Annotated in this window: 23 protein-coding genes; 5 read left to right on the forward strand and 18 right to left on the reverse strand. The window is 44.1% G+C overall.

Annotated elements, in window-relative coordinates; all coding sequences use genetic code 11:
• Positions 1–6: 6 nt before the first annotated feature.
• The 5 genes from MMY95_RS01930 to MMY95_RS01950 all read right to left on the reverse strand — a co-directional run bounded on the left by MMY95_RS01930 (position 7) and on the right by MMY95_RS01950 (position 7,535).
• Positions 7–483, reverse strand: coding sequence for an S-ribosylhomocysteine lyase (locus MMY95_RS01930; protein WP_003641031.1), 477 nt, complete (start codon positions 481–483; stop codon positions 7–9).
• A 60-nt stretch (positions 484–543) separates the two neighbouring features.
• Positions 544–3,399, reverse strand: coding sequence for an excinuclease ABC subunit UvrA (uvrA, locus tag MMY95_RS01935; RefSeq protein WP_003643969.1), 2,856 nt, complete (start codon positions 3,397–3,399; stop codon positions 544–546).
• A 34-nt stretch (positions 3,400–3,433) separates the two neighbouring features.
• Positions 3,434–5,437 carry an excinuclease ABC subunit UvrB gene (uvrB, locus tag MMY95_RS01940; RefSeq protein WP_003641029.1) on the reverse strand — a complete coding sequence of 668 codons (2,004 nt, stop codon included), beginning with the start codon at positions 5,435–5,437 and terminating at the stop codon, positions 3,434–3,436.
• 148 nt (positions 5,438–5,585) lie between these two features.
• Positions 5,586–6,233: an HD domain-containing protein gene (locus MMY95_RS01945; RefSeq protein WP_003646087.1), complete on the reverse strand. Its 648-nt coding sequence runs from the start codon at positions 6,231–6,233 to the stop codon at positions 5,586–5,588.
• 105 nt (positions 6,234–6,338) lie between these two features.
• Entirely contained in the window at positions 6,339–7,535 is a 1,197-nt protein-coding gene (locus MMY95_RS01950; RefSeq protein ID WP_241277475.1) for an MFS transporter, read from the reverse strand.
• Between the two features lie 169 nt (positions 7,536–7,704).
• Between MMY95_RS01950 and MMY95_RS01955 the strand changes: the two genes are divergently transcribed.
• On the forward strand, positions 7,705–8,262 hold the full coding sequence (locus MMY95_RS01955) for a M15 family metallopeptidase (RefSeq protein ID WP_003643967.1): 558 nt from the start codon (positions 7,705–7,707) through the stop codon (positions 8,260–8,262).
• 447 nt (positions 8,263–8,709) lie between these two features.
• Here the strand turns inward: MMY95_RS01955 and MMY95_RS01960 are convergent, their stop codons facing one another.
• Positions 8,710–10,068, reverse strand: a complete 1,359-nt coding sequence (locus MMY95_RS01960; protein WP_003646086.1) for an FAD-dependent oxidoreductase — start codon at positions 10,066–10,068, stop codon at positions 8,710–8,712.
• Positions 10,069–10,221: 153 nt separating this feature from the next.
• On the opposite strand from MMY95_RS01960, the gene MMY95_RS01965 reads away from it, so the two are divergent.
• Complete coding sequence (locus MMY95_RS01965; RefSeq protein WP_021357362.1) at positions 10,222–10,932, forward strand: EAL domain-containing protein; 711 nt, start codon at positions 10,222–10,224, stop codon at positions 10,930–10,932.
• Positions 10,933–11,055: 123 nt separating this feature from the next.
• On the opposite strand, the gene MMY95_RS01970 is transcribed toward MMY95_RS01965, so the two are convergent.
• A complete protein-coding gene (locus tag MMY95_RS01970) occupies positions 11,056–12,783 on the reverse strand; it encodes a phospho-sugar mutase (RefSeq protein ID WP_003646085.1) in 1,728 nt (575 codons plus the stop codon).
• A gap of 218 nt (positions 12,784–13,001) precedes the next feature.
• On the opposite strand from MMY95_RS01970, the gene MMY95_RS01975 reads away from it, so the two are divergent.
• Positions 13,002–13,454, forward strand: a complete 453-nt coding sequence (locus MMY95_RS01975) for a DUF3290 domain-containing protein (protein WP_003646084.1) — start codon at positions 13,002–13,004, stop codon at positions 13,452–13,454.
• Positions 13,455–14,087: a DUF421 domain-containing protein gene (locus tag MMY95_RS01980; protein ID WP_003641021.1), complete on the forward strand. Its 633-nt coding sequence runs from the start codon at positions 13,455–13,457 to the stop codon at positions 14,085–14,087.
• A gap of 105 nt (positions 14,088–14,192) precedes the next feature.
• On the opposite strand, the gene trxB is transcribed toward MMY95_RS01980, so the two are convergent.
• Together trxB and MMY95_RS01990 are read right to left on the reverse strand one after the other, a co-directional pair.
• Entirely contained in the window at positions 14,193–15,131 is a 939-nt protein-coding gene (trxB, locus tag MMY95_RS01985) for a thioredoxin-disulfide reductase (protein WP_003641020.1), read from the reverse strand.
• A gap of 192 nt (positions 15,132–15,323) precedes the next feature.
• Positions 15,324–16,736, reverse strand: a complete 1,413-nt coding sequence (locus MMY95_RS01990) for an FAD-dependent oxidoreductase (RefSeq protein ID WP_241277476.1) — start codon at positions 16,734–16,736, stop codon at positions 15,324–15,326.
• Between the two features lie 391 nt (positions 16,737–17,127).
• Between MMY95_RS01990 and MMY95_RS01995 the strand changes: the two genes are divergently transcribed.
• Positions 17,128–17,808 (forward strand): EAL domain-containing protein, encoded by a 681-nt coding sequence (locus tag MMY95_RS01995; protein WP_003641011.1) that lies wholly within the window; start codon positions 17,128–17,130, stop codon positions 17,806–17,808.
• Positions 17,809–17,905: 97 nt separating this feature from the next.
• Here MMY95_RS01995 and galU read toward each other — a convergent pair whose 3' ends face one another.
• The 9 genes from galU to pstB (MMY95_RS02040) form a co-directional block, all read right to left on the reverse strand.
• Positions 17,906–18,826 carry a UTP--glucose-1-phosphate uridylyltransferase GalU gene (gene galU / locus MMY95_RS02000; RefSeq protein WP_003641010.1) on the reverse strand — a complete coding sequence of 307 codons (921 nt, stop codon included), beginning with the start codon at positions 18,824–18,826 and terminating at the stop codon, positions 17,906–17,908.
• Positions 18,827–18,869: 43 nt separating this feature from the next.
• Positions 18,870–19,886: an NAD(P)H-dependent glycerol-3-phosphate dehydrogenase gene (locus tag MMY95_RS02005; RefSeq protein ID WP_021357360.1), complete on the reverse strand. Its 1,017-nt coding sequence runs from the start codon at positions 19,884–19,886 to the stop codon at positions 18,870–18,872.
• 17 nt (positions 19,887–19,903) lie between these two features.
• Entirely contained in the window at positions 19,904–20,752 is an 849-nt protein-coding gene (gene lgt, locus MMY95_RS02010; protein WP_003646080.1) for a prolipoprotein diacylglyceryl transferase, read from the reverse strand.
• A gap of 18 nt (positions 20,753–20,770) precedes the next feature.
• Positions 20,771–21,718, reverse strand: coding sequence for an HPr(Ser) kinase/phosphatase (hprK, locus tag MMY95_RS02015; protein ID WP_003643956.1), 948 nt, complete (start codon positions 21,716–21,718; stop codon positions 20,771–20,773).
• A 145-nt stretch (positions 21,719–21,863) separates the two neighbouring features.
• Complete coding sequence (locus tag MMY95_RS02020) at positions 21,864–22,229, reverse strand: phage holin family protein (RefSeq protein ID WP_003641006.1); 366 nt, start codon at positions 22,227–22,229, stop codon at positions 21,864–21,866.
• 21 nt (positions 22,230–22,250) lie between these two features.
• Positions 22,251–22,562 carry a PspC domain-containing protein gene (locus MMY95_RS02025; protein ID WP_003641005.1) on the reverse strand — a complete coding sequence of 104 codons (312 nt, stop codon included), beginning with the start codon at positions 22,560–22,562 and terminating at the stop codon, positions 22,251–22,253.
• A gap of 99 nt (positions 22,563–22,661) precedes the next feature.
• The gene (phoU, locus tag MMY95_RS02030) at positions 22,662–23,336 is read right to left on the reverse strand and encodes a phosphate signaling complex protein PhoU (protein WP_003641004.1); all 675 of its coding nucleotides are present in this window, start codon (positions 23,334–23,336) and stop codon (positions 22,662–22,664) included.
• 12 nt (positions 23,337–23,348) lie between these two features.
• Positions 23,349–24,104, reverse strand: a complete 756-nt coding sequence (gene pstB, locus MMY95_RS02035) for a phosphate ABC transporter ATP-binding protein PstB (protein ID WP_003646079.1) — start codon at positions 24,102–24,104, stop codon at positions 23,349–23,351.
• A gap of 11 nt (positions 24,105–24,115) precedes the next feature.
• On the reverse strand, positions 24,116–24,925 hold the full coding sequence (gene pstB, locus MMY95_RS02040) for a phosphate ABC transporter ATP-binding protein PstB (protein ID WP_003641002.1): 810 nt from the start codon (positions 24,923–24,925) through the stop codon (positions 24,116–24,118).
• Positions 24,926–24,933: the final 8 nt, after the last annotated feature.

A 24,933-nucleotide genomic window follows, 5' to 3' on the forward strand; every position in this document is an offset into this window, starting at 1 on the left:
TTTGGTCTATTCAACGACTTTGCGTACAAATGGATCCGATGAAATTCCTTGCGATAAAATCAACTTGGCCCATTCCTTAGCTGAGAATAAAGAATGATCCTTGTAATTCCCACAGCTATCGATGGTCGTCCCTTGTACGTCTTCCCACTTAGCTGGGCCAGCAATGAATTCTAATGAGGACTTCAATGCCTTAGCAACTTCAACGGTGTCATGTTCACCCCAGGTAATCAAATGAAAACCAGTCCGACAACCAAATGGTGAGCAGTCAATCACGCCATCCATCCGATCACGTAATAACCCAGCCAACATATGTTCAATCGTGTGTAAGCCCGCCGTATCAATAGCGGTCTTGTTAGGTTGAACTAACCGCAAATCAAAATTAGTGATGGCATCACCCTTAGGCCCATTTTCCACCGTAATTTTACGAACGTAAGGTGCTAAAACCTTGGTATGATCTAATGTAAAACTTTCTACTTTAGCCATGTACAAACAACTCCTCTAAATTAAAATTACATTACAAACTCAAGTGTAGCACATTGCCCGTTATTTAGCAGGTGCAGTTGCTTCACGTGCTCGATCCCGTTCTAGAACGGGCTTCAAGTATTGGCCAGTATAACTTTCAGCCACTTCAGCGACCTGTTCTGGTGTCCCAGTAGCAACGATTGTTCCGCCGCCGTCACCGCCTTCTGGGCCCAAGTCAATCAAATAATCCGCCGACTTCACAACATCCAAATTATGCTCGATGATTAACACGGTATTACCCGCATCCACCAACCGATCCAAGACACCAATCAAGCGCCGAATATCTTCACTGTGCAACCCAGTCGTTGGTTCGTCCAAGATGTAGAAATTCTTCCCCGACTGTTGTTTGTGCAATTCGGAAGCTAACTTCATCCGTTGGGCTTCTCCACCTGATAAAGTCGTGGCGGGTTGGCCTAACTTAACATAGCCCAAACCAACGTCGACCAAGGTCTGTAGTTTCCGTCGAATCTTTGGAATTGGTTCAAAGAACTTAACAGCTTCTGAAGCGGTCATTTGAAGAACATCGGCAATATTTTTGCCTTTGTATTCAACTTCCAACGTTTCAGAATTGTATTGCTTACCATGACACACTTCACAAGGTACAAAGACATCGGGCAAGAAATTCATTTCAATTTTTAGAATCCCGTCACCGTGACAAGCCTCACAACGACCACCCTTAGTATTAAAACTAAAGCGGCCCTTCTTGTAACCACGTAATTTAGCTTCATTCGTTTGTGCAAATAAATCACGAATATTGTCAAAGACACCAGTATATGTGGCCGGATTACTGCGTGGTGTTCGGCCGATTGGACTTTGGTCAATATTAACTAACCGTTCAATATTCTTAATACCACTGACACTCTTATACTTACCAGGCTTTTCAGAATTACGATTCAACTTCTGTGCCAATACGCGTTTCAAAACATCGTTAACCAAGGTCGACTTACCAGAACCGGAAACCCCCGTTACCACGACAAATTCGCCTAGTGGAAAATCAACGTCAATTTGCTTGAGGTTGTTTTCGGCCGCACCAGTGATACGAATCTTCTTACCATTACCCGGACGCCGAGTTTCAGGTAGTGGGATAAACCGTTTGCCCGATAGATATTGGCCGGTCAGTGACTTCCGCGAGCGAGCCACTTGCTTGGGCGTTCCGGCCGCCATGACCTCACCACCGTTTTCACCGGCACCCGGGCCGATATCCACGATATAGTCAGCGGCCCGCATCGTGTCTTCATCATGTTCGACCACGATCAACGTATTCCCCAGATCGCGCATCTTCTTAAGTGAACCAATCAAGCGGTCGTTATCCCGCTGATGCAATCCAATTGATGGTTCATCCAAGATATAGAGCACGCCGGACAAGTTCGACCCGATCTGTGTTGCTAACCGGATTCGCTGGGCTTCCCCACCAGACAGCGTCCGTGCAGAACGGCTGAGCGTTAAGTACGCCAGTCCCACATTTTGCAAGAATGATAACCGGTCGCGGATTTCCTTCAAGATTGGTTTAGCAATCACGAGACTTTGTTCTGATAAGCTCAACTCGTTAAAGAAATCGAGTTCCTTACCAATGGCTAAGTCAGAGACCATCCCGATATGTTCGCCACCAACTTTGACAGACAGGGCCTTGCGATTTAAGCGGAACCCATGACAAGTCTGACAAGTGAGTTCCGTCATATACTTTCGCATCACATCGCGGGTGAAATCACTATTCGTTTCGTGGTAGCGGCGGTCAACATTGTTGATAACGCCCTCAAACACAGCGTCAACATCGCGAACACCACCAAAGTCGTTCTGGTAGTGGAAATGGAACGTCTTTCCGTTAGACCCATACAAAACCGTTTGTTGATCAGCTTTTGATAAGTCTTCATACGGCACATCCATCGGAATTTCTAACTGTTCACAAGCTTGCTTCAACATTTCAGGATAATACTGTGAACTGATTGGATTCCAAGGCGCTAACGCACCTTCAGCCAACGTCAGCGACTTATCAGGTACGACAAGGTCCTCATCGACTTCTAGCTTGATTCCGAGACCTTCACAGTCTGGACAAGCTCCCTGAGGCGCGTTAAACGAGAATAACCGTGGTTCAAGTTCTCCCACAGTAAACCCACAGATAGGACAAGCATAATGTTCTGAGAACATAATGGGTTCGCCACCGATCACATCCGCAATCGCATAGCCCCCACTTAATCGCAACGCCGCTTCAAAAGAATCAAATAACCGAGAACGGTCACCGGACTTCACAACGATCCGATCAATGACGATTTCAATCGTGTGTTGTTGATTCTTGTTCAGTTCAAAAGTTTCACTGATATCATGAATATCACCATCAACACGGACCCGCACGAAACCTTCACGCTTGATCTTTTCAAAGATCTTTTTGTGCTCGCCCTTTTTCTGGCGGACAATTGGTGATAAAATCTGCAACTTCGTTCGTTCCGGTAATTTCTGAATCCGATCAACCATCTGTTCAACGGTTTGACTCGCAATCGGTGTCCCATCGTTCGGGCAAATCGGTTCACCGACTCGGGCCCACAGTAACCGTAAGTAATCATTGATTTCTGTAACGGTTCCGACCGTTGAGCGCGGGTTTTTGGATGTTGTTTTCTGATCGATCGAAATAGCCGGACTAAGCCCATCAATTGAATCAACGTCTGGTTTTTGCATCTGTCCTAAGAATTGACGCGCGTACGCTGACAAACTTTCCACGTAGCGACGTTGTCCTTCCGCGTACAAGGTATCGAACGCTAACGAACTCTTACCTGAGCCAGACAGCCCCGTAATCACGACTAATTTGTCGCGCGGGATGGTAACGTCGATATCTTTTAAATTATGGGCTCGCGCACCGTGAATGACAATCTTATCATTTGCCAAAAAAAGGCCTCCTCAATCTCAAGCCAGCAACCTGCTAGCTAATTTGTGCTTTCAATTCCATGACCGTATCACGCAGCGTTGCGGCTTGTTCAAAGTCGAGCTTCTTAGCGGCGGTCTTCATCTGTTCTTCCAACTTACTAATCATATCTAATTGTTGTTCACGGGTCATATCATCAAAGTCGGTTTCTAAGAAGTCATCCTTCTTGCCCGCGTCTTCAGTGGTCTTCGTCGAAGCAATTAGCTCTGGAATGGCCTTCTTAATCGTATGTGGCGTGATGTGATGATCTTCATTGTACTTCATCTGTACGGCACGACGACGTGCAGTCTCATCCATCGCGGCCTGCATCGAATCAGTCGTGGTGTCAGCATACATAATCACTGAACCGTGCTCATTACGAGCCGCCCGACCAATCGTTTGGATCAATGAACGCTCGTTACGAAGGAAACCTTCTTTATCCGCATCCAAAATCGCAACTAGTGAAACTTCGGGAACGTCAATTCCTTCCCGCAACAAGTTGATCCCGACCAACACATCGAACTTGCCCAGACGCAGGTCGCGGATGATCTGCGTCCGTTCCAACGTCTTAATATCACTGTGCAAGTACCGTACCTTGATGCCTAAATCCTTAAAATAGTCGGTCAAATCTTCCGCCATCTTCTTAGTCAACGTGGTGATAAAGACCCGTTCGTTGACTTCAATGCGCTTATTGATTTCACCCACTAAGTCATCGATCTGACCCATAATCGGTCGAACCTCAATCGTAGGATCCAATAAACCAGTTGGTCGAATAATTTGCTGGACGACATGCTTGGTCCGATCCATTTCGTAAGGGCCCGGCGTTGCGGACATATAAACCACTTGATTAATATGCTGTTCAACTTCTTCAAGTTTCAATGGCCGGTTGTCCAACGCACTTGGCAAACGGAAGCCATAATCGACTAGCATTTGTTTACGTGCTCGGTCCCCATTATACATTCCCCGAACTTGGGGCATCGTCACGTGTGACTCATCGACCACGAGCAAAAAGTCCTTCGGGAAGAAGTCCAGTAACGTATACGGTGGTTCGCCAGGTTTACGGCCATCCATAAAACGTGAATAGTTCTCGATACCACTAGTGTAGCCCATTTCTTTGAGCATTTCGACATCATAGGTCGTCCGCTGCTTGAGTCGTTGCGCCTCTAACAATTTGCCATCGGCTGTCAATTCTTTCAGGCGGCCGTCCAACTCATCTTCAATGCCCTTGATGGCGTGTTCCATAATCGCATCATTCGTCATAAAGTGGGTCGCTGGGAAGATCGCAACATGTTCACGATCAGCCACAATTTCACCGGTTAAGGCGTCAATCTCACGGATTCGATCAATCTCATCGCCAAAGAATTCAACGCGCAATGCGTGGTCATCCCGTGAAGCCGGAAAGATTTCTACGACATCACCATGGACCCGAAAACGCCCCCGCTGGAAATCAATATCGTTACGATCAAATTGAATATCAACAAGTTTACGCAACAGATCATTGCGGTCGATCTCCATGCCGACTCGCAGTGAGACTACGTGATCTTGGTACTCGTGAGGATCCCCTAAACCGAAAATACTGGAGACCGATGCCACGACGATCACATCGTTGCGTTCCAATAATGAGCTGGTCGCAGAGTGCCGTAACTTATCGATTTCATCGTTGATTGCCGAGTCCTTTTCGATATAGGTATCACTCGAAGGCACGTACGCTTCCGGCTGATAATAATCGTAATAACTCACAAAATATTCAACGGCATTGTTCGGGAAAAACTTCTTAAACTCCCCGTATAATTGACCCGCTAACGTCTTGTTATGTGACAAGATTAACGTTGGCTTATTCACCTTTGCAATCACGTTCGAAATTGTAAAGGTCTTCCCGGTCCCGGTCGCCCCCAACAAGATCTGCTCTTTTTCTCCCGATTCAATGCCAGCGGTTAATTGCTGGATCGCTTGGGGTTGATCGCCCGTTGGTTGGTAATCTGAAACTAAGTCAAAATGATTATTATCTACCCGATCAATCAAACGTAGTCCTCCTTTTAAACGGTCACCCGTTCATATCATCTATTGATAACTAAATCTTACTGTCGCACCATAAAAAATAGGCAAGCCCGCGCTTCCCTATCACATTCAAATCGCGTTTAATTTTAGCACATCGAACATACTTTCGCCATTAATCGGATTGCGGCCCGGCCGTTAAAATCTGGGTCGTCAGCGCCTGTAATTGATCCTGATGCGTGAACGGTTCCGCTAACATCTCTGGTAGCACTGCTTTTAAGAAATATTGAACACTAGTCATCTTTTTAAACGCGACAATTGTTTTTAAACTTTCTTGATAAATATCCCTAAAAACTGGTTCCGGATTACCCTTTTGAATTTCACCAAACGACTCATACAATAGGTCAATTTTATCGGCTACCGACAATATCTGGCCTTCTAGCGTTTCATCCTTGCCTTCTGATAGACGCCGTGAATAAGCTGCCTGAAACTCAGCTGGAATCTCATTTTGCACAAAATTTTGTGATAATTTATGCTCAACATCCGCCAGCATCGTCCGTAGCGTCGGCGTTGCGTACTTGACAGGCGTCTTAATATCCCCGATAAACCGCTCATTATAGTCGTGATTCAGCGCCTTCTCATAGAGGGCTCGCCAATCAACAATTTTTCCGGCATTTTCTTCCACATCACCTAAAAATTGGGCGACTTCAGCAACCTTAAATGAATGCGCCGCAACTGAATGATTCTGATACTTAAAAAAACCCGGGGCCCGTTGAATCGTTTCTAAATTACTTAAGCTCTGAAAATATTGATGCATTCCCATTGCAGCCCACCATCCTTCAATCTAATTTGGCCTAAGTGTAACAAAAGCGCCCCGGGGACGCAAACCCGGAGCGCTTTCGCTGATTAGCTTAACTGCTATGCAATGTTAAACTTGCTGATGTGAATGAACCTGGTTCGGTAATCGTAACATAAATGCCATTAAATAAGAAACAATCAAGAATCCGGCCACCACCAGATATGGATAGTGATAATTCATATCTAGTAACATCCCCGACATGATTGGGCCAACGATATTGCCAACACTCGTTAAGGACATGTTAAGCCCATTGATTAGCCCCTGGTTGGCCTCACTTGCTTTCGTTAATAGGGTCGTAATAGCGGGCCGCAAAAGATCGAATGCCGAAAAAATAACGAGCGTTGCAACCATGACAGCAACTTTCGAATGAGCCTGCGTAATCCAGATAGTGCAGAGCGCCGCAGCTGCAAAGCACACCCGAATGACCCGCCGTTCGCCCCAACGCTGGACAAAGGTATCAAATAGTGCCACCTGTAGGAAGAGCGAAATCAAACCATTTAAAGTCAAGACCAACGCAATGTTGCTCAGACTAAAGTGAAAGACTTCATTCACGTAAATACTATAAATGCTCTCAAACCCCTGTAAGCCAAAGGAAGACACTAAAATCATCGTAAATAATATAATAATCGGGACGGTCCAAAATGCCCGCGTCATCGGATGATTGGTCGTCGTTGTCGTGGCCGTAATTGCTTCGCGATCAGGATCAATCTGACGATCCGCAGGCAACAGAATGACGAGCACAATAGCACTGAGTAATCCCAATGCACCAGCAACCCAGAACGGCGTCTTATAACTAATGCCAGCCAATACCCCACCGATACCGGGTCCTAAAATCAAGCCACCACTAAAGACCGCCGATAACCAGCCAATTACTTTAGCTCGCTGTCGTTTGGTCGTAATATCGGATGCTAACGCCATCGCCGTCGGAACGACCATCGCTGCTGATAAGCCACCAACAATCCGGGAAATATTAAAGACCCACAGCTGGTTGGTTAGCGCAAATAGTACTTCCGAGACCATATATAAGACTAGCCCTACCGTTAATACGGGCTTGCGACCAACTTTGTCTGAAACCCGGCCAATAATGGGTGAGGCCACAAATTGTGCCAATGCGAATAACGCATTCATTATTCCCATATCGGTAGCCGTTAAATGCAGTTCATTTTTAATAAACGGCATGACCGGAATAACTAAACTAATCCCTAAACAAACTAAAAACTCACTAAAAACTAAAATTAAAATTGCGCGTCGTGTTTGTCGATCCATGCGACCTCACCTCTTCAATCAATTGTTAAATTTACACCGCTTTCCATCATATCAGGGACCCGGATTGAAAGCTAGCAGAAAGTTTGACACCATTTACAACCCTTTTAGTCGGTAAAATATCGGCCAATCAGATACAATAAGCATAACTAAATTCTAAGGAGGCCCTACTATGGATCAAGCTTTAACTGGTTTCACCAATATTCAACACTTAGACCCCGAAATCATCGTTGACCTGCGTTATGCCACCACCAATAACTTTACTCATCAAGTGATTTACGACTTTACCACGGCCATTGTTCGCACTGGCACGGCCCACAAACTCGCCAAGGCAAGCGCCCTGGTTAAACAACAAGGTTATCGGCTCAAAGTCTGGGATGCTTATCGGCCCGTCAGCGCCCAGCGCCGTTTATTTGAAGTGTATCCTGATCCAGAATTTGTTGCCCAGCCTAATCCTAATTTCAGCCACCAAAAAGGCGTCACCTTAGATTTGACCCTGGCCCATCCTGATGGTAGCGAGTTAACAATGCCAACTGCCTTCGATGACTTCACGGCAGCTGCTCACCGTGACGCTCCTCGAACCGCACTTCAAGAAAAAAATTATCAGCTGCTGGACACCGCCATGACCGCCGCGGGCTTTGTCGGCTACGTTAACGAATGGTGGGACTACCGCGACACCGAAATGGACGCTTACCAACCCCTAGCCGCTGATCCCAACGACTATGCTTGACCAATCGCTTTCAAATAATATAAAGGTGGCCGCCTAACAGTCAGGTTATGAAACCCACTGTTAGGCGGCCACCTTATTTGGCTCATTATTTTTATGGATTCACCAGCACTTATTATTAAAACATGCCAGTTAGTTGGATTCTTGCCCGTCAGCATATGCGCGTCCTCGTCTGACTTCCAGGAAACCACTCGAGTGGCAGATGAACGACCGCTTAACCCAAGCTAAACTGTCGCTGAACCATCCTACTCCGTTAGACTTGGAACAAACGTTAACGTAGCACATTCGTTTTGAATACCATCCCAGCCGATTGGCAGCAATAACTGAAGAACGGTATCGGACACACTCACCACACAAGTTTACGCTAATCTGAACTTATTCCAGCGGGTCTAAGCTGGCTGTTCTTGATTTTAACAACCAGCACCTTCTGACCATAATTAGTGCAAAAACTTAATTATTCCGACGATAGCCATGTTCCTGATCTACTGCAGCCTGCGCCACTAAATTCAAGTAATTAAACGGTTCATCAAAGTTGGGTGAGAATAGCATATCCATGAAGGCTAATTCATCAATCGTATTACCATTATGAATCACTACGGACAACGTATTTGCTGATTGTGAAACTTCATGAGCACTCATTAGTTGACCACCCAAAACCTTCCGCGTTTGTTGATCATAAACCAACTCAATCATGACTTTCGCCGTGGTAGGCATAAAGTCCGGCCGATAATTGCCTTCATAAAAAGCTGCTTGGGCATCGAAGTTAGCTGCTTTGGCCGCCGTTAAGGTCAGACCTGCACAAGCCACGGTCTGATCAAAAATCAACATCCCAGTCGTCGCTTGCGTACCAATTGCACCTAAGCGTTTATCAAAGATATTAATTCCTGCCAGTGCACCTTGCCGAATTGCATGTGAGACTAATGGCATATAGGCGTGTTCCTTCGTAGGATTAAAGTTAACTTCCGTCACATCGCCAGCCGCAAATATATCCGGGTTGGAGGTTCCCATATAACGGTCCGTTACAATGGCCCCCTGCTTCGTTCGGTTGACCTGTCCCGCCAATAACTCTGATTGTGGAATCACCCCCGGACAAATAACAGCCATATCAAATATTTCTTCACTATCAGCGGTTGCAACTCGTAGTCGATTATCAGCCGTATCACTAAAAGCCGTCACTTGTGCATTGGTTCTAACTTGGATGCCTTTCGTCGTTAACAAGTCTTCGATCTTCTCAGAAATTTGTGGATCAAGATACTCATTAATTAAGTGGGGGCCCCGTTGAAACAACGTCACAGTGTGTCCGGACTTCACGTACCCCTCAGCAAGTTCCACCCCCGAATAGCCACCACCAACGATTGCAATATGGTGTGCATGTTTAGCTGCTTCGTAGAGTTGCTGGGCCTGTTCACATGTTTTGCAAAGCATGACCTTAGGATTCTCTACGCCCGGAATAGCCGGGATTGCAGTGATTGAACCCGTCGCCATGACTAACTTATCATAGTGATCCGTTTGTAATTCTTTTGTCTGTAAATTTTGAGCCAAAATTGTATGCTTATCAGCATTCACATTGATCACATCATACTGCATCCGCATCTGCACACCTTGTTCACTAAATTCACTAGGATTAGCGTACAACGCTTGATCCAAATTATGGATGGTACCCCCTAAGTGTAGATAAGTCCCACAAGACATATATGAAATATCCGCGTGCCGTTCATAGACGGTAATTTCAGTGCCCGGATAATATTTCAAGATTTGTTTCATGGCGGCAATCCCCGCATGTGTACAGCCAATAATGGCAACTTTCATTGTTTCGACCACAGCTTTCATTAAAAGTTAAAATTTAACTTGGATTAAGTTAAACATTTATTTAAGTTGACGTATACTTAGAGTATACAGCGATTCGGTTGATATTAAAACGATTCAATGATTTTAAACTTATTATAAAAGGCGATGGTACTTATGGAACCAATTTACCGCTATTTTGTACAACCTCAACTTAACTTACTCAACAATACAGTTTACGGATACGAACTACTAATCAAACAACTAACCCCAGACGGCTGGCGTCTGCCTGAATCCTTTGCCGCAATTAGTTCACAAGTTACCTCTGATCTGCTCATTGCAACGACTAAAATTCTTGGACTAAAAGTTCGTTATTGTGCAGTCAATATCAGTCGCGAACAATTGATGGATACAACGGTTGCGAAGGCCATTATTCAAAGTCAGGTTCAGCTCTATCCTGCTAAATTAGTCGTTGAGCTAACTGAGGAACGTAGTCCTAAGGATTATCCAGATACCATGTTAATCCCACACTTACGGGGGTTCATCGAACATGGTATGCAAATTTCACTTGATGATGTTGGTACCGGAATTAACGATTTCAAGAGTATCCAAGAAATTTTGCCATTAGCTTCTGAATTAAAATTTGCGTTGCAAAACTTCCGCAGTGATATCAAAGATCCTAAGATTCAGCAAAAGCTCCATTTTTGGCGGGCCATCAGTAGTGAATACGGATTGCGTTTAATCTTAGAGGGGATTGAAGACGCCGAAGATGATCACTTGAGTAGTCACTTCGATATTAATCTTCGACAAGGTTATTACTATGGCAAACCGCAATTATTACGCCTACCCGGTGACCCCGTCAACTTTGAATATCCGACAATGAATTAATTTCTAATGTGAACAACAACTAAATAACGCCTTACGAAATTAACTTGAAATTTCGTAAGGCGTTATTTATCACTTAGCATGGCTAGTCAGCTGGGCCGTACAACTTCTGACTAAATAACCAATTTATTCTTTAATAAACGCTTGAATGGCATCTTCAAATTTCGCTAACTTATCATTAGCTTCTTCTAACGTACTACCTAGCGTTCCAATGTAGAACTTGATCTTTGGTTCCGTACCAGATGGCCGAATGGCGATCCAAGTGCCATCATTTAAATGATACTTCAAGACATTCGCCTTTGGCAAAGCAATTGGTGCCGTGTGGCCATCAGCAAAGCTTTCCGTTTGACTCTGGAAGTCTTCAGTCCCAGTGACATCGTAGCCGGCAAAGGCAGTTGGTGCTTCGCTTCGGAACTTAGTCATCAGAGCCGCAATCTTATCGCTGCCGCCAACGCCATCAAATTCTTCGGACGTGGTTTGTTCGCGGAAGTAACCGTATTCCTTAAACAAGTCTTGTAATCCATCATAAAGGTTCTTACCTTGTTGCTTATAATAAGCCGCTACTTCGGCTAAAAGCACTGTGGTTTGAATCGCATCCTTGTCATGAACAAATGGTTTGATTAAGTAACCGTAACTTTCTTCAAAACCAAACATATAGGTATGTTCGCCAGTGGCTTCAAAATGTTCGATTTGTTCAGCAATATACTTGAAACCGGTCAAGACATTGATCATCGTGACACCATATGAAGCCGCTACTTTAGTAGCAAATTCACTTGAAACAATTGACTTAACTGCGGCCGCATTGGTCGGTAACGTCCCGGCATCCTTGTTTGCTTGCAAGATGTAGTGTAACAAGACAGCGGCAATTTGATTACCCGTCAACAGAACATACTCACCATTAGGTTGACGAACAGCTGTCCCTAACCGGTCAGCATCAGGATCAACCGCAATCAAGACATCCGCACCTTCTTTTTTACCCAAATCAATGGCCATCTTAAAGGCTTCAGGAAATTCAGGATTAGGGAATTTAACCGTCGAGAATTCAGGGTCAGCCACAGCTTGTTCCTTAACAACACTGAAGTTTTTAAACCCGGCATTCTTCAAAGCCTTTTCGCCAAGCATCCGGCCAGTCCCATGTAATGGTGTGAAGACTAACTTCATGTCCTTACCGACTTCATCCACTAGTTTTTGATTGATCGTCACTTCTTTGACCTTAGCTAAGTAGTCCTGATCGACATCATCCCCAATAATGGTTTCCGTCTTATCAGCTAATAATTGTTGTTCATCAGCAACGGCAATCGCAAAGACATCGTCAACTTTACGAATATATGATGTGATAAGATCAGATTCCTTAGGTGGCATTTGACCACCATCTTCGCCATAAATCTTGTAGCCATTATATTGCTTCGGATTATGGCTCGCCGTAATCATGATCCCTGCGTAAGTATGCAGATGCCGAACGGTAAATGAAAGTTCTGGGGTTGGCCGCAAGCTTTCAAAAACGTATGACTTGATACCATGTTGGCCCAATACTCGCGCAGATTCATGCGCAAAATCTTCTGAATGATGGCGGGAATCAAAACTGATTGCTACCCCGCGTTCCTTAACCTCAGCAGGCAAGGTATCCATGAAGCGTGCTAACCCTTCCGTTGCTTGACGAACCGTATAAATATTCATCCGGTTGATACCAGGTCCAAGTACCCCCCGCATCCCCGCGGTTCCGAATTCCATTGGTTCATAAAAGGCGTCTTCTAAGGCGGCGTCATCGCCAGCCATGCCCGTCAATTCTTGTTTTAAACTAGTTTCAAGTGTCGCTTGGTTTTTCCAGGTATTATAAGTATCCTGCCAACTCACAAAAACCATCTCCAATTCCGATATTTGTTAGTGCTTACAAAAATAGTATACAACATTGACACACTTTACAAAGTAAAATTTACTAAGAAAATCCATTAATTAATGCATTTTAAATGCGTAGTGGGCCCGCATCAGTGCGAATACCCATAAATTCTGAAGTGCTAGTTAGTTCAGTCACTATCAAAACTTGCTATAATAAATCTTATAAGGAGGCCATCATGACTTTTTATTCATACAACTACTTAGTCCATCAAAATAACAATCATACTCTTGTCCAACTCGCAGCCATCGGCATCATTATATTAATAATCGCCATACTCAGCTGGTTATGGTACCGCCATAAAACAGACCTAAAATACCGCGACTTATTCATTATCATGGTTTTATTATTATTGCTGCTCGTCGGCATTCAATTTAATGAATGGCAGACAATCAAAAATAGTTTCAACCAAAAATCACAAGTGACACAAATTATGCAGCGTGTCGCCAAAGAAAAAGGGGTTCGTAAAACCGCGGTCTGGTCTAATACAAGTTCTGTCAGCAGTGGGATGCTCATTAAAGTCCATGACCATATCTATAACGTGACGATCAATACGGATGGAAACAGTTATACCCTGACTAAAGCCACACCGATTCAATCAACAATCAATTATGTTAAGGAGGGGCAATAAATGTTTTCATACTGGGATGTGACGATCAAACTGGCCCTCGGGCTATTGACCATCATTCTACAAATCAATCTATCTGGTAAAAGTAACCTTGCGCCAATCAGCGCCCTCGACCAAGTTCAAAACTACGTTCTCGGTGCAATCGTTGGGGGCATGATTTATAGTACCAGCGTTACTGTTTTACAATACATTTTAGTGCTTCTCATCTGGACACTGCTAGTGCTGGTCCTGCGATTCCTAACACATCACAATCGCTACGTGAAACGTTTGATTGATGGACAGCCACAGCTATTGATTAAAAATGGGCAATTACTCGTCAGCACGGCCCTCAAAAATGGGATGAGTGCTAACGATCTGATGTTTCGCTTGCGTACGGAAGGTATCACGGATATTCGCTACGTCAAACGGGCCGTACTTGAACAAAACGGCCAACTGACGATTACCCAAGTGGGCGACGACGCCGTCAAGTATCCAATAATCGTCGATGGTCAGGTCAACCTCGATGCGCTTGAAACTAGTAATCATGATGAAGCCTGGTTACTGACCCAATTGCAGGCCCAGCACTATACTGTCAGTGATATTTACCTGGCAACGTATACTAACAAGCAATTGCTTCTATTTCCCTATCAACACTAATTCGCGAACCTTTGGTCATCGTCAAACAATGACTAACGCTATATTTACCAATAAAAAATGCGTGGCTGATCTCAATTAAATCAGCTACGCATTTTTTAATTTTATTTAATTGTTAACTTTGTCGCCTAAAGCAGTGATATAAGTGTAAACGCCTTGACCGGCAGTTCCGCCTTCACCAACCGCCGTCGCAACTTGGCGTAAATCTTTCTTACGAACATCACCGACTGCAAAAATACCAGGGACCTTGGTTTCCATGTGGTCATTAGTTTCGATCCAGCCGTTTTCGTCAGTAATCCCAAGATTACTGAATGGCTTCGTAATTGGGTTAATACCAACATAGATAAAGACACCATCGACCGCAATCTCACTGTCTTCACCAGTCTTATTATTATTAACCTTAACTCCCGTGACCTTCTTATCATCACCGATGATTTCCGTCACGTTGCTATTCCAAACAAATTCCATCTTTGGATTAGCAAAAGCCCGATCTTGTAAGATTTGTTGTGCCCGCAATTGGTCACGACGATGAATAACCGTCACCTTATCAGCAAGCTGTGTCAGGTAAGTGCCTTCCTCAATCGCTGAGTCACCGCCACCAACGACAACTACATGCTTGTTACGGAAAAACGCTCCATCACAAACTGCGCAGTATGAGACACCGCGGCCACCATACGTATCCTCGCCAGTAACACCCAGCTTACGATATTCAGAACCAGTCCCAATGACAAGGGCCTTAGTCTCAAACGTATCGCTATCCGTCGTCACGATTTTAACATCGCCGCGATCTTCAACGGATTCGACGCTACCATACGCGTATTCAGCACCAAACTGGGTCGCTGATTCATACATGTCTTTAGCCAAATCCGGCCCCAAAACAGATTTGAAGCCCGGATAATTTTCAATTGCGGCGGTATTATTCATTTGCCCACCATAGATTCCGCGATCTAATAGTAGCACTGATAGATTGGCTCGTGAAGCATAGAGGGCGGCTGTCATGCCGGCAGGCCCCGCACCAATAATAATCACGTCGTAACTCTTTGCCATTTCTAAAGACCCCTTCCACTTAAATTCCTATGACGCTTAATATACCCCCAAAATTTACATTTGTCGACTATCTTGTTTGTACACAACTGAAGTCAATTATAGCTTTTAACCATATATTGACTAAAAACCGAGATTTAAATAAATAAAATTATGCCAGTTCACTTGAATTCAACCCATGGTAAGACTTACTTCTTATTGTAAATCCTTATCATTTTGCTTGGCCCAATCGCCATAGGCCGTAATTCGTGGGTGATTGCGGCCTGCCTGGCGTTCTTGTTCAATCGCTTGTTGGGCGACGAGGTTCAGATAATTGAATGGTTCATCAAAATTAGGTGAGAATAACATATCCACAAATGCTAGATCATCGATGGTGTTTCCATTTTGAATCGCGCTTGATAACGCATTAGCAGACTGTGCCACTTCATGCGCACTTAAGAACTGAGCACCGAGAATTTTACGATTTTCCGGATTATAAATTAATTCAATCGTCAGTTTCGCCGTACTTGGCATGTAAGCTGGTCGCCAGTTGCCCTCATAAGTCACCCGTTCAGCTGGAATATGATTCAATTTCGCCATTGCCAGTGTTAACCCCGTGGTTGCCAGCGTGTGATCGAAGAGTTGCATGGCCGATGTCGCTTGAGTCCCCATATATCGTTGCTGGTTACCAAAAACATTGGCCCCCGCTAACGCACCCTGCCGAACCGCATTGGTTGCTAATGGCGTATAAGCCGAACGCCCAGTTGGGTTGAAGTTAACGACACAAGAATCACCAGCAGCGTAAATATCTGGGTCAGAGGTCTGAACGTAATCATTGATGATAATGGCACCGTGCTTATCCATCTCAACTTGACCGCGTAACAGTTCTGTATTGGGAACAAACCCAGTTCCGACAATTGCTAGATCAGCATTAAAATCGCCTTGATTGGTTTCAATGACAAGTTCACCATCATCATTACCAGTAAAGGCAGTTACTTGGTGATTCAATAGCACGTTCACGCCATGATCTTTTAATAGCTGAACTGCTTGGTCTGAAATTTCTTTACTAATGTAATTATTCAAAATTTGATCATGCGATTGGAATAACGTTACTTCATGATGTGTATTTGCATAACTTTCAGATAATTCGGTTCCAATATAACCCGCCCCAATGATTGCGATCCGCTGATTGTCTTGGGCTGTTTGGTAAATTTCCTGTGCTTGGCTGTAGGTCTTGCATAATAGGACCTTAGACTCATCGATTCCAAAAATCGGCGGGACCGCAACATTTGAACCAGTCGTCATAATCAATTTATCATAAGTATCGCCAAACACTTTTCCAGTAGTCATGTCAACCACTTGTAAGGTCTTCGACTGGGCGTCAATTTTTAACACGTTATGTTTGGTTCTGACCATTGCCCCCAACTTGGCTAACGTTTCTGGTGACGAATAGAACATATCTTCCAAGTGATTGACCTTTCCCCCGAGATAAAGGTAGATCCCACATGATAAGAATGAAATATTGTCATCACGCTCATAAATCGTGACCGTAGCCTCCGGATGATCCTTCAGAATTTGTGCAGCCGCAGCGGTCCCCGCATGCGTACATCCAACAATTACAATCTTCATTTCATTTTGCTCCCAATTATAATTTTATTTATTTAACCATAGGTATATTATAACCGCTTTACTGCGCAAATACATAACTCTAGTCAATATAAATACAGGTCATGATGAAACATAACTACTTTTAAAAACCAATCAGCGATACGCTGGCAAGCAGTTATTCTCATAATATCGTCCATACCAGCTTTGCCAGGTAACCACTAATTGACTTTTTACTCATTTTCAGAAAATTACCTTGTTCACCAAGCAGTTTAGCACAATCATCATTAGCCCAATTGATAATCGATACCATGCAAAAAAAGATGGTGTCAAACAGTTTCACTTATTCATTTTTTGGTATAGTATGTATTAGGAAGCATCAAATCGTGTTAATTCAAGTCTAAGGAGTTCCCTTATGTACCGCTATTTTATTCAGCCCCAGTTAGATAAATTTAATAATTCACTGATTGGCTACGAGATGCTGATTCGCTATCGTGAGACTGATCAGGACCGGTGGACCTTACCAGAAAGCTTCGATAATATTCCGATCGATGTACAAGTCAGCTTACTAAAGGCTACGGCTAGTGAGCTTGCATTAAAAATCGGGTCAGTATCAATTAACTTTAATCGCAAGCAATTTTTAAATGATGATATTGCTGCCGCAGTCATTGATGCTCAGAAAAAGCTATTCCCGGTTCATGTTATCGTCGAAGTCACAGAAGAACCCGGTGAAGATACGTTTACACTGGCGGCGATGCAACAACAAATTGATAAGTACAAGGCTAACGGCCTACAATTTAGCATTGATGACGTTGGCACGGGAATCAACGTTTACGACCACATTAAACCGCTACTCGAATCGGCCGAAGAAATCAAATTCGCCATGCAAAACTTTCGGGCCGAAGATCGTGAAAACGAGATTCCCATTCAATTAAAATTCTGGCGCGACATTGCGGTACAACATGATATCCGGTTAATTCTAGAGGGTGTTGAAAACGATGCCGAAGATCAAATGGCGAATGACTTAAATATTTCACTACGCCAAGGTTATTATTATGGCAAGCCCCATTTATTCAAATTAAAAGCCGACCACTAGGTGCCAGCTTAATTAGTGAATCGCAATTATTCAGCAGTTAACTAAAAACAACCGTGAAATCTTAATAGATTTCACGGTTGTTTTAATTAATCAAGTATTATTTAGTTGGTTTCTTCGTTGTTTTAGGAGCGGCGCTATCTTCTTTAGATAACTTAGCACCAAGATCCTTGATGTAAGTCCGCAAGTCAGCCTTAACATCCGGATGAGTTAACCCGTATTCGATCGTCGTCTTCAAGTAGCCAAACTTGTAGCCAACATCGTGCCGAGTCCCCTTAAATTCATGGGCAAAGACCCGCTGAGTCTTGTTCAACGTATCAATGGCATCCGTCAATTGAATTTCGTCACCCTTACCAGGTTTTTGGTTTTCAAGAACATCAAAAATTTCTGGTGTTAATAAGTAACGACCAATGATAGCAAGATCACTAGGCGCGTCTTCAGGCGATGGCTTTTCAACAAAGTTATTAACGTTGTATAGGCCCGGTTCCTTTTCACTTTCAGGATTGATAACCCCATACTTAGAAACTTCCTCATGAGGAACCTTCATAACAGCTAACGTTGACGCATGTGTCTTGTCATAGCTATTCATTAACTGTTTGGTTAACGGTACTTTGTCTTCCATTAAATCATCACCAAGCATGACGACGAAAGGTTCGTCACCAACGAAAGCTTTAGCCGTTAAAACGGCATCGCCCAAACCACGTGGGTGTGATTGCCGGATAAAGTACAAGTTAATGTCTGTGGTTTCTTGAACCAGCTTGAGCATTTCTTCCTTGTGCTTAGCCCGTAAGTTATCCTCTAATTCTGGGTTAGAATCATAGTAATCTTCAATACTACGCTTGCTCTTACCCGTGACGATAACAATGTCTTCGATCCCCGATTTACGAGCTTCGTCAACAATGAACTGAATCGTTGGTTTATCAACGATTGGTAACATTTCTTTAGGCATCGCCTTAGTAGCAGGCAAAAACCGTGTTCCTAATCCGGCCGCTGGGATAACGGCTTTTCTAACTTTTGACATGTGATAAATCCTCCTAAAAATAGTGAAATTAGTTTGGAAATTCCTACTGAATCTCAGGTTTCCCCTCGCGCCGCATCAATTGTGGAATGACTTCCTTAATGTCGGCACTCTTATATAATACATCATAAATCGCTTCAGTGATGGGCATTTCGATATTTTGTTGCTGTGCAAGCTCGTAAGCGGCTTTAGTTGACGGGATACCTTCAATAACCATGCCCATGGTATCAATCACCGTCTTGAGGTCCTGACCAGCACCTAACTCATTACCAGCACGCCAGTTACGCGAATGGACACTAGTTGCCGTAACAATTAAATCGCCAACACCGGATAAACCGATAAATGTCAACGGCTCTGCGCCCAACGCCACTCCGAGCCGACTGATTTCAGCTAAACCACGAGTCATTAAGGCTGCCTTGGCGTCATCACCATAGCCCAGGCCGTGTAGCGCACCAGCACCCAGGGCAATGATATTTTTGAGCGCCGCACCTAGTTCAACACCAACCACGTCGGTATTCGTGTAAATGCGGAAATAGTCATTCATGAAGAGTTGCTGTACTAATTCGGCTGCAGATTCATCGGCGCTAGCCGCCGTAATCAACGTAATATCGTGGCGGGCCACTTCTTCAGCATGACTAGGGCCCGATAAGACAACGATCGCTTGTCGTAATTCGGTGGGAATTTCTTCTGCCAAAACTTGCGACAGCCGCTTGTGTGTCTCTTGTTCGAGTCCCTTGCTAGCATGCACAATAATCGGCCGCTGATGGGTCTTGGCAAGCACGGCAGTCACTTGTTGGGCCACTTCGCGAATCGCTTTGGTTGGTACGACAAACAAGATTACATCCGCACCATCAATCGCCTGTGTTAGATTAGAATAAGCAGTCAACGTTTCTGAATATTTAAAATCAGGAACGTATCGCTCATTCGTGTGTTGCTTATTTAATTCTGTGACTTGGGCCGGTGAGTACGACCAGAGCCGCACTGAGTGGCCATTTTCATCCAACAGATTTGCCAAAATGCTACCCCATGAGCCAGCACCTAAAACGGCAATTTTTTTCATCATTCAAATAACCCTCTAATCTACTTATTTTCTGCGACAACCTTTTGACCAGAACCCGCTAAATACCAACGATTATTCGGATTGTGATGCCGGCGCCAGATCATTAAGCCAATGCTACCAAAGAACAGTACCACTGACAACGCTTGTGAGACCCGAATAACGTTAAATAGCATGAGCGAGTCAGTCCGCATCCCTTCTGTGAAGAAGCGGCCAAAGGCGTACCAAGCAACATAAGTCAAGAAGACATCACCCTGCTTATACCAATGTGTGCGATGACGCGTGAGCATCAGTAAGGCAAATCCTAATAGATCCCATACCGACTCATACAAGAATGTTGGTTGCCGATACGCGCCACGGATATACATCTGGTTAATCAGCCAATCAGGTAAGTGCAAGCCTTGTAAGAAACTCAGACTAGTCACTCGACCAAAAGCCTCCTGGTTCATAAAGTTACCCCAGCGACCAATACCTTGGCCCATAATCACCGTTGGTGCGGCAATATCAAGCATTAGCCAAGTTGGGATAAAGCGTGACCGACAGAATAAAATGACCACAATTCCGGCGCCAATCAAGCCACCATAGATGGCAATTCCACCATCCCAGATACGGATGATTTCACCGGGATTCTGACGATAATATGACCACTGGAAAATCACATAGTAAGTCCGCGCCGCAATTAAAGTAAACGGAAGTGCCCATAAAATCATATCGTAAATGTCATCGGGCCGAACACCCCGTCGCTGACCTTCACGTACTGCTAGTGCAACCGCAATGACGACGGCACTAGCAATAATGACGCCGTACCAATGGACCTGAATTGGTCCTAACCGCAGTGCAATTGGGTTAAGTGCCCCTAAAACGGTATTCACGCTACTGCCATCTCCTTATTACTTGTGAGAATCATGCACGGAATTCGTTTTGATCAACTTGTTCAAGTTATCGTCAAAGACCTTGGTCGCATCGTAGCCCATGCTCTCGGCCCGAAAGTTCATGGCCGCTGCTTCGATAATGATTGCTAGGTTACGTCCAGTCTTAACTGGAATCGAGATTTCAGGAACTTCAACATCAAAGAATTTCCGGTTCTGTTCTCCATTTCCTAGTCTATCAAATTGCTTATCCGGCGTCCAATTCTCAAGGTGCACGATAAGGTCAATGTCGGTATCTTGACGAACAGCCCCAGCGCCAAAAAGATTCATAACATCAATAATTCCGATACCTCGAATCTCCAATAAGTGATTCAAGATTGCGGGTGCTTCACCGACAAGCGTTTGTTCATCCTGTTGATAGACATCGACCCGGTCATCAGCAATCAAACGATGCCCCCGTTTGACTAATTCCAGGGCCGTTTCACTCTTCCCAACACCGGAATCACCAGTAATCAGCACACCTAATCCATAGATGTCAACTAATACCCCGTGGACAGATTGTCGTTCAGCTAATTTACCTTCCAAGTAATTCGTCATATTACTTAGAATCCGTGATGATGTCATTTTCGTTCCTAAAATCGGCACGCCATTTTCCTCACCGGCTTGCACGAGTTCTTCTGGAACGGGTAACCCCGTTGAAATGACGAACGCGGGTGTGGTTAACTGACACATCTTACGAAAAATCATCAGTCGTTCATCATGACTCATATTTTTCGAATAAGCGGTTTCAGTTTTACCTAGCAATTGCACTCGTTCACGAGGATAGTAGTTGAAGTAACCGGTCAACGCCAGCCCCGGACGTGAAATGTCGCTCGTTGTAATATCTTTCTTTTCTAATAAGTCAGCGCCATGATACACATCCAGGCGCGTATTTTTCACCAAATCGGCAACGGTTACACTTCCTGCCAAAAGAATCCCTCCTAATTGTTCCACTAATAAAAAAGTGTGGCCCGCGTTGTCCAGTCGCGCCATTACGCTACCCTTTCAAGCGGCCACACTTTTATGACTGAAAACGGATTATTTCTATCTTCTAATCTTAGCACTTTAAAGCGCTTTATTCACCATCAACGCCGTCTTTCGCGAAAAAGTTGGAAACAATCACGTTAGCAATTGACATGAGAATCGAAACAACCATCGCCATGCCAAAACTCGAAAAGCCGAAATTGGCCTTACCCACAACGTAGGATGTCATCTGAAGCATAAAACCATTGATGACAATACTGAATAGCCCGAGTGTCAATAACGTAATCGGTAACGATAATAACAGCAAAAACGGCTTAATAGCGGCGTTTAAAATTGCAAGCACAAAACTGGCAATTAAAGCCATCCACACACTTGCAACGTGAAAACTGCTCTGAAAAAAGCCAGCAATCGCAATAAATAAGATTGTATTGATTAAAATTCGTTTCCAAAAGCCCACTGTATAATCACTCCATTAATCTTAGTGACGCGGATCATCCTCTTCATGAACGTTATGAATCTCTTTGCGCCCATGCGCTTGCGGTTTAGCTTGAGTACCGGTACTTTGCCGCATCTGTTCGAAGAAACCCGTATTGTCTGGTTTACTTGGGATAATTGTCATTAATACTAAGTATACCAAAACACCAAAGCCATGGGTAACCAAGGTTAAAATAACGTAGAGTACTCGTAGAATCGTTGCATTCCAGTTCAAATATTCAGCAATGCCCCCGAGGACGCCGGCGAAAACGCGATTATTAGATTTAGTTAACTTTTGTTTTGTATTTGATTTCATCGTTAGACGCTCCTTATCAGTTTATCTAACCATATCTTACTAATTGTAAAAGCCGGTTGCAAACTAGACGACCGGCTTTAAGCAATTATTTATGATTAGTTACACTAAATTAGAACTTTCTGGATTCAATTCGATAATCTCACCAGTATTCAAATACACGATCCACTCACCAATATTAGTTACTAACGCCCCGATGCGCATTAGGTAAGTTGCAACATTCAGGTAATCCGTGGAACCGATGACCGTCTCAGGATGGCGCTCCATCTTGGAGATTCCCTTCTCATTAATACGATCATACATCTCCCCGACTTTTGCGTCTTTAGCTGCGACCCGGCGTGCTTCCTGATCATCACTTTTGACGTAAGCTGCCAACATCTCTTCGACCATCTTTCGCACGCGATTCCCCATTTCTGATAACGCTGCCTCAATTTCAGGGACGCGCACATTTCCTTTGACCCGAATCGTAGCGTGAGCAATATTACGTGCATAATCGGCCATCCGTTCCAATTCAGAGACGGCTTTCAAAATGGTGACAATTTCTCGCAAATCAGAAGTGACGGGTTGGTATAACGCAATCATCTCAAATGATTTCTGTTCTAGTTCAACTTCTCGTTGGTTGATTTTAGCATCATTATCAATGATTTCTTGTGCGAGGTCGCGGTCATGGTCGATAAACGCCTTGACTGCCTTTTCAATCGTCTCGCTAACCATCATTCCCATTTCAGTGAAGTTTGCATCAATATCGTTTAGTTCATCATCAAAAAGTCGTCGCATGTTTTTTTCCTCCTAACCAAATCGTCCTGAAATATAGTCATTGGTTTCCTGTTTAACTGGATTCATGAAAATCTGTTTCGTGTCGTTGACCTCAATTAATTCACCATTCAGGAAAAACGCCGTTCGGTCAGAAATTCGTGACGCCTGTTGCATGTTATGCGTAACAGTTATGATAGTGTAATCCTGGCGCAAATTCAATAGGGTTTCTTCAATCATCCGACTCGATATCGGATCAAGTGCACTAGTGGCCTCGTCTAAAAGGATAATATCAGGTTCGACGGCTAGGACGCGTGCGATACAAACCCGTTGTTGTTGCCCACCAGACAATGATAGCGCATTGGCATGCAACCGGTCCTTAACTTCATCCCAAATTGCAGCCTGCTTCAGACTTCTTTCTACCGCCGCGTCTAAGCGTTCTTTATCATGGACTCCTGTCAACCGTAACCCGTAAATGACATTCTCATAAATTGAGAATGGAAAGGGATTCGGCTGTTGAAACACCATGCCGATCTCTTTACGCAATTGAACCGTATCGGTCGTGGGCGCATAAATATTGTGACCATTGAAGTTCACCTCACCCGTGATCGTTACATTAGGAATCAGATCGTTCATCCGGTTCAAGCAACGTAAAAAGGTGGATTTACCACAGCCAGAGGGCCCAATCAAAGCCGTGATTCCTTTATCATCAAAATCAATGTTAATTCCTTTGAGGGCCTCTTTTTTACCATAAAATAATGATAAGTTCTCGGTCGTTAAAATTGTACTCATGAACGGTCCTCCTATCCAAAGTTTCCGGAAATATAGTCATTCGTCAGATCAACCTGAGGATTGGTAAAAATCTCACCGGTCTCTGAGTATTCTAGGACTTTGCCGAGGTTAAAGAACGCGGTATAGTCGCTAATTCGCGATGCTTGTTGCATATTATGCGTCACAATAATAATGGTATAATTCTGCTTTAGTTCTAACAAAGTATCTTCAATTTGACTTGTCGAGACTGGATCCAAAGCACTCGCTGGTTCATCGAGCAGTAAAATGTCTGGCTTGATTGCAATTGCCCGAGCAATACAGAGTCGTTGTTGCTGCCCGCCAGACAGAGCTAACGCACTTTTATTTAAGTCATCTTTAACTTGGTCCCACATCGCCGCTTGCCGTAAAGACCGTTCAACAATTTCATCCAAGTCTTGTTTCTTGTTCATTCCGCGCTGGCGGAGTGCAAAAGCAATATTCTCATAGATTGATTTGGCAAACGGATTAGGCCGTTGAAACACCATGCCAATGTGCCGGCGCATCTCATAGACATCAATATCATTACTGTTAATATCTAAGCCGCGATACATAATTTTGCCCTTAACCGTTGCAATACGGTCATTCATTCGGTTTAGCGAACGCAAGTAGGTTGACTTTCCGGAACCGGATGGGCCAATCAACGCACTAATCTTATAACGTTCAAACTGTAAATCGCCCTCTGAAATAGCCTCGGATTTACCATAAAAGACGTGTAAATCCTCAGTTGAAAGCGCGATTTCATGATCTTTAGGATCAAACGCCATGATGTTACGTTGTGTCGTCGTCATTGTGTTATCTGCCATCAAAACGG

Origin of the sequence: Lactiplantibacillus sp. ME-2, from assembly GCF_022549155.1 — a bacterium.
Classification (GTDB): domain Bacteria; phylum Bacillota; class Bacilli; order Lactobacillales; family Lactobacillaceae; genus Lactiplantibacillus; species Lactiplantibacillus plantarum.

Coding starts and splice junctions, on each gene's coding strand:
- MMY95_RS01930 (WP_003641031.1), bottom strand. CDS start 483: ATGGCTAAAGTAGAAAGTTTTACATTAGATCATACCAAGGTTTTAGCA.
- galU (WP_003641010.1), bottom strand. CDS start 18,826: ATGTCAAAAGTTAGAAAAGCCGTTATCCCAGCGGCCGGATTAGGAACA.
- MMY95_RS01945 (WP_003646087.1), bottom strand. CDS start 6,233: ATGGGAATGCATCAATATTTTCAGAGCTTAAGTAATTTAGAAACGATT.
- phoU (WP_003641004.1), bottom strand. CDS start 23,336: ATGCGACGACTTTTTGATGATGAACTAAACGATATTGATGCAAACTTC.
- MMY95_RS01980 (WP_003641021.1), top strand. CDS start 13,455: ATGTTTTCATACTGGGATGTGACGATCAAACTGGCCCTCGGGCTATTG.
- MMY95_RS01965 (WP_021357362.1), top strand. CDS start 10,222: ATGGAACCAATTTACCGCTATTTTGTACAACCTCAACTTAACTTACTC.
- MMY95_RS01955 (WP_003643967.1), top strand. CDS start 7,705: ATGGATCAAGCTTTAACTGGTTTCACCAATATTCAACACTTAGACCCC.
- trxB (WP_003641020.1), bottom strand. CDS start 15,131: ATGGCAAAGAGTTACGACGTGATTATTATTGGTGCGGGGCCTGCCGGC.
- MMY95_RS02025 (WP_003641005.1), bottom strand. CDS start 22,562: ATGAAATCAAATACAAAACAAAAGTTAACTAAATCTAATAATCGCGTT.
- pstB (WP_003641002.1), bottom strand. CDS start 24,925: ATGGCAGATAACACAATGACGACGACACAACGTAACATCATGGCGTTT.
- MMY95_RS01995 (WP_003641011.1), top strand. CDS start 17,128: ATGTACCGCTATTTTATTCAGCCCCAGTTAGATAAATTTAATAATTCA.
- MMY95_RS02005 (WP_021357360.1), bottom strand. CDS start 19,886: ATGATGAAAAAAATTGCCGTTTTAGGTGCTGGCTCATGGGGTAGCATT.
- MMY95_RS01960 (WP_003646086.1), bottom strand. CDS start 10,068: ATGAAAGTTGCCATTATTGGCTGTACACATGCGGGGATTGCCGCCATG.
- MMY95_RS01950 (WP_241277475.1), bottom strand. CDS start 7,535: ATGGATCGACAAACACGACGCGCAATTTTAATTTTAGTTTTTAGTGAG.
- MMY95_RS01975 (WP_003646084.1), top strand. CDS start 13,002: ATGACTTTTTATTCATACAACTACTTAGTCCATCAAAATAACAATCAT.
- pstB (WP_003646079.1), bottom strand. CDS start 24,104: ATGAGTACAATTTTAACGACCGAGAACTTATCATTATTTTATGGTAAA.
- MMY95_RS01990 (WP_241277476.1), bottom strand. CDS start 16,736: ATGAAGATTGTAATTGTTGGATGTACGCATGCGGGGACCGCTGCGGCT.